Origin of the sequence: Mycobacterium sp., from assembly GCF_032162105.1 — a bacterium.
In the GTDB taxonomy this organism is placed as follows: Bacteria; Actinomycetota; Actinomycetes; order Mycobacteriales; family Mycobacteriaceae; genus Mycobacterium.
The window spans coordinates 1-4,711 of sequence record NZ_JAVRPS010000545.1 but is presented as its reverse complement, the minus strand read 5'-3'; the positions used below and the strand labels follow the sequence as shown (position 1 = coordinate 4,711).

5 protein-coding genes are annotated in these 4,711 nt (G+C 67.6%); 3 read left to right on the top strand and 2 right to left on the bottom strand.

Annotated features, from left to right (window positions below):
* The 3 genes from QOC69_RS27920 to QOC69_RS27910 all read left to right on the top strand — a co-directional run.
* The coding region (locus tag QOC69_RS27920) for a ParB-like helix-turn-helix domain-containing protein (RefSeq protein ID WP_526445770.1) at window positions 1-1,182 on the top strand (1,182 nt) is incomplete at its 5' end.
* A gap of 102 nt (window positions 1,183-1,284) precedes the next feature.
* Window positions 1,285-2,157 carry a ParA family protein gene (locus QOC69_RS27915; RefSeq protein ID WP_526445769.1) on the top strand — a complete coding sequence of 291 codons (873 nt, stop codon included), beginning with the start codon at window positions 1,285-1,287 and terminating at the stop codon, window positions 2,155-2,157.
* Complete coding sequence (locus QOC69_RS27910) at window positions 2,150-2,398, top strand: hypothetical protein (protein ID WP_526445768.1); 249 nt, start codon at window positions 2,150-2,152, stop codon at window positions 2,396-2,398. Before QOC69_RS27915 ends, QOC69_RS27910 begins: the two co-directional genes overlap by 8 nt.
* Window positions 2,399-2,464: 66 nt before the next feature.
* Here QOC69_RS27910 and QOC69_RS27905 read toward each other — a convergent pair whose 3' ends face one another.
* A complete protein-coding gene (locus QOC69_RS27905; protein WP_526445767.1) occupies window positions 2,465-3,187 on the bottom strand; it encodes a hypothetical protein in 723 nt (240 codons plus the stop codon).
* Window positions 3,184-4,119 (bottom strand): ParA family protein, encoded by a 936-nt coding sequence (locus QOC69_RS27900; protein WP_526445766.1) that lies wholly within the window; start codon window positions 4,117-4,119, stop codon window positions 3,184-3,186. The genes QOC69_RS27905 and QOC69_RS27900 overlap by 4 nt, the downstream gene beginning before the upstream one ends.
* Between the last annotated feature and the right edge of the window lie 592 nt (window positions 4,120-4,711).

Sequence of the window (4,711 nt, the reverse complement as noted above, 5' to 3'; positions counted from 1 at the left end):
CGCGACACCATGCCCGCGGTTATCGACGATGCGATCATGGCCGACGACGGCGACCTGGACGCCATGGCCGCCGAGAACCTCGGCCGCCAAGACCTCTCCGACCTCGCCGAGGCAGATCTGTTCGCGCGCTACTCGGAGATCGGCCTGACCCAACGCGCCATTGCCGACCGCCTGGGAGTTGACCAGGCCACGGTTTCGCGGCGGCTCGCACTGCTTCTGCTCGCACCCGAAGTGCGCCAGGCAGTCGACGACGGCGAACTGCCCAGCGCCGAAGCGGCCGCCCTCTCAGGCAAGTTGCCGTACGGCCCGCTGCGGCGCTGGCAGAAGAGCAAGGATCCCGATCAGGACACCGACCGACGTCGGGCCGAACAGATCGAGGCCCAACGCTTGGTCCTGCAGCACAACTGGTCGGCTTCCCGCGCTGCCGAGCGGATTGTCGTCGAACGCGATGCACGGGCCGAGGCCGCTGCGCTGGGCATCGCCCTCATCGAGGATCCGCGGGCAGAGCTCGGCGATCACTACACAGATCACCGCATCAGCCGCAACGATCACAACTCCGATGTTGACGTCGTGGGTGCCATCAATCCGAGCACCGGACACCTCGACCTCTACACCCGCGCGATAGCGGCCAGCCCCCCATTGGACGATCCGCCTCGACACGACGTCGACGACGCCCCGGTCACCGCCGACAGCGGCCGCGGCTCGCCGGCAGGTGCGCCGTCACCGGCCACCGACGACGGCGAGGCGGCATCCGCCGACGCCGGTGATGACGAGGCGGGCGCCCTCGCCGAGCAGAAGCGCGCCGAGGTCGCCGCCGCCGTAGCTGCCCAGGGCCATCGCCGGCAAGCGTGCTCAGCGCTCGTCGCCCTGCAACCCACCAATGCCGAACTGCTCAAGGTGTTGGTCCAGCAGTACCTGTCCGGTGTCGCGGCGCGCAGCGGTACCTCGGCTGTCACCGCACTGCTGCGGGACTGGGACGCCAGCGCCGAGGGCGCCGGTGAAAAGGCACGCAACGCCAAGGCGTGGCACCGCGCCATCGCGGCAGCAGAACTGCACACGGCCGAACTCAAGGACAACGCGTGGGACGACAATGCGGTCGCCCACCTCGACCTGCTCATCGATCGGGTCGGCTACCAACCCACGGCGTGGGAACGCGACCGCCTCGACACCGCCCGCGCGTGATGCAGCCTGCATCACCGAATGCCCCTGCCCCGTCGTGAGCCGTGCGTGATGCAGCCTGCATCACCGGCCTGCGCCTTCGCCAGCGATAGGAGATCAGCACTCATGCCCACCTACACCGTCGCCAACATGTCCGGCAGCGTCGGCAAGACCACCTCAGTCGTCACCTCCGCCGTACTACTGGCCGCCACCGGCCTGCGGGTGCGGGTCATCGATCTCGACCCTCAAGCCAACGCCAGTACCTGGCTCGGCTACCCCAACATCACCGGCGCCACCATCGCCAACGTCCTGCGCCTCGAGGCCACCATCAAGGACATCGAACGACCCGCCCGCGTCATCCAGGGCTACAGCGAAGATGGAGTGCCCGTCTATGACGACGCTGCAGGCGGGCAGATCGACAACCTCACGGTCGTGCCGGCCGCCCGTTCCACCCTCGACAAACTCATGGTCGAACTGCCCGCCGTCACCGGCGGAGTGATGCGGTTGCGCGACGCTCTGGAAGCGGCCACGCCGGTTGACATCACTCTCATCGACTCCCCCGGCTCCAACAGCGCGCTGGTCCTCACCGCACTGATCGCGACCTCTGTCGAAGAAGACGGACCCGCTGGCACATGGGGTCTGATCACCTGCACCAAACCCGCAGGAAAGGAATCGGAGGGCATCCAGGATCTGCTCCATGAACTGACGGCCATCAAGAAGACGTATCGGATCGAGATCCCCCTGTTGGCGATCATCCCGTGCGCGGTACCGGCTCAAGGCGGCGTCTACCGCGAGCAGATGGAGTATCTGCAAGACGGATTCGGTGACAAGGTCACCCCAGCTGTGCGGCGCGCCTCGATCGTCGACGAGGCGTACACCAACTACCTGCCCGTGCCGCTGTACGGGTATCGAGCCAAAGAGGTCACCAAGGACTACGAAGACGTGATCGCCCACATGAAGCGCCTCGGCATGTTCTGCCCCGCGGCGATCAATGCCTAAGGTTGCGCACTCACGCGCCAGTGCCGCGACCGCGCTCAGCAAGGTCAACATCCCCACCGACCTTCACCAACGAGCGCGGGCTGCGGTGCGTCTCATCGAACGCGTCACCGGGCGTCGTTACACGTTCGCGCAGTTCGTCCGTGAAGCGTTCATCGCGCAGCTTGCCGTCATTGCTCGCGACTACAACCGCGGCCGCGACATCTACCCCGATAGCGCGCCGCTGGAACCTGGCCGTCGATAGTCCGCACACCGGGCACCATCACCCACCACCGCTACCGCGCCCGCCCACCCGACGAGCAGCCCGGACCTATGCCGGCAGAAGGCCGAACTCATACCGCAGGGCCTGCTCCACCAAGGCGCTGCGCGTGCCGGCCCCCCACGCTTGCACTAGATTGTCCAACCGCTGTCCGTTGGCCGCCGTCACACCGGAGAGCACGACGGTTCGAGGCGCGGTTGCGTGCCGCCGCCGTCGCGGCACCGCGTTCGACGAGGGCCGCTCGAACAACTGCCCCTCCGCTACTGCGTACCGCTCGGTGGTCCAGGTAGTCGCCAACCGGGGTGCGTGAGCCTCGATGGCATCCAGAACGATCGTGCCCATCGTCCTGGCGAGTCCACGGCGCACCTTCTTCTCCGCGATCTGCACGCGATACAGCTCGTCATAGACCTCCGAGGACAGCAGCACCTCCGGGGGCCGGGTCCGTTTCCGGACCGACCCGGGTGCCGCAGTCACGGTGGCAAGGCGTCGGGGTTGATCGCTGGCGGCGCCGTTGGCCGGTCCCGTTGCCGGCGTCTGCGGCGGGCGGGCTTGCGCGACCACGCTGTCCCGCACGGGCTGCAGCGCGGCCGGTGTTGGCGCGGCCTGGCTCGGGCGCTCGGCTGCTGGGGGTGTCGCCGGCGCCGCGGCGACGGGTTGTGGCGCGGCCTTCGGTGCCGCGGCGGCGTCTGGGCGCGCCGGCCACAAGTCGTCGAGGTCGTCGTCGAGAGCCGATGGATCGAACACCGGCTTACGCTTTTGACGAGCGGTGCTCATCCGACACGCTCCCCGACCGGGCCTGGCGAGGACTCGTAGCGGAGGAGGCGTGCCACGATCTGGCGCACCAACTCTTGATAGTCGGCGGCCAGGCCGGTTGGGTCGCTGGTCCACAGGCCCCGCGTCGGGCTCTTCTTGTCCCGCAGTTTCGAGAGCCGGCTGCGGCGCTCGTCGTGGGCCAGGGCGACTAATTCGCCAGCTGTCTTGTGCAGGTTCCGCATGTCCACGGCGGCGGCCGGCGCCGAGCGGATAGTGAGGTCGAACGGCGTCGTGCCGCTACCTTCAAGCATCTCGCTGATCTGAGCGAACACTTCCTCGTTACGCTTCTCCGCGCGCGGATTGACATCGAACAGCAACACGCCAAGCAGCTGGATGGACGCCCCTCGCTTGCGGGCCCGCCAGAACCGCCGAGCCAGGAGTTCGACACCGCGGAGGCTGCCCTTGTCATCGCGAGTCGGAATGAGTAGGTAGTTCGCGACCGACAAGTAGGTGTCTAGGAGTGGGACGTCGCCAGGGCCGGAGTCGATCAACACCACGTCGTATCCCTCGGCGTTGCATAGCGCCGCGAGCTGGCTCTGCAGATTGGCCGCCATGTCGATGCCGTTCTCGGTCATCAGGTGCGCGGCAGCGCCAGCGATGGCCAACTGTGGGCCGCCGGCGACGACATCGAGGTGAGCGCGGACGTTGCGCACGGGCACTAGCGGCGTGCCGAACTGCAGCGTCGCCGCCAGAGATTGGCCGCGGTCGCCGTCCACGCCCAGGTCGTCGAGCGTGGCGTTCGCCTGGGGGTCGCCATCGACGACGAGGACCCGTCGTCCCCTCTTTCCCGCGGTGGCGATCATCTCGGCGACGGTTGCCACGGTCGTCGACTTGCCGACCCCGCCCTTCTGGTTGGCCACGAGTATCACCCGAGCCGCTTCAGTCATCGTCATGCGTGAAACGTAGGTGCGAACGTGCCAGTAGCCACAGCGTCACACGCACGTGAGTCCAAACTGTTACTCAAGTGGTTAGTGGGACGGTAGGTGCGTTGTGTGTGAGGGCGGGTCACCGGGCGGCGGGTCGGGTGACATGACGTCCGACGTCACCACCGTGGCCACGGACGGCGCGACCAGCGGCGCCCGGTGCGTACGTCCGGGCCGGAGTCAGGCCGTGTGCGCGCACGGGGAACGGTACGGCTCACCGGCCCGGCATCCACACCGCAGACGTGACGTCTGCGCCCGCGTTCGCACGTACGGGCTGACGGACGTCATTGAGCCCGGTGGCAACACGGGTGAAGCATCGCGTCTGGCCCGGCGGACGCCCGCCCATCATGCGTGCGCGGGCCCGGCAGTCAGCCAGTCGAACCTACGGTATCCGTACGGCTCTAGGCCGTGTATTCGGACGGCACATAAACGTCGTAGGGGCGGCTAATCGTACGTCGGTCGCCCGTGCCGTCGTCCGGCATTGACCCATATCTCCCAGGTCATCGATTCACCAAGGCCACGCTGAGGCAGCGAGCACGGGGGAGGAGGCGTGCAGTCGATC

Excerpts from the sequence above, each read along its gene's own strand:
- QOC69_RS27915 (WP_526445769.1), top strand. The coding sequence starts at position 1,285 with ATGCCCACCTACACCGTCGCCAACATGTCCGGCAGCGTCGGCAAGACC.
- QOC69_RS27910 (WP_526445768.1), top strand. The coding sequence starts at position 2,150 with ATGCCTAAGGTTGCGCACTCACGCGCCAGTGCCGCGACCGCGCTCAGC.
- QOC69_RS27905 (WP_526445767.1), bottom strand. The coding sequence starts at position 3,187 with ATGAGCACCGCTCGTCAAAAGCGTAAGCCGGTGTTCGATCCATCGGCT.
- QOC69_RS27900 (WP_526445766.1), bottom strand. The coding sequence starts at position 4,119 with ATGACGATGACTGAAGCGGCTCGGGTGATACTCGTGGCCAACCAGAAG.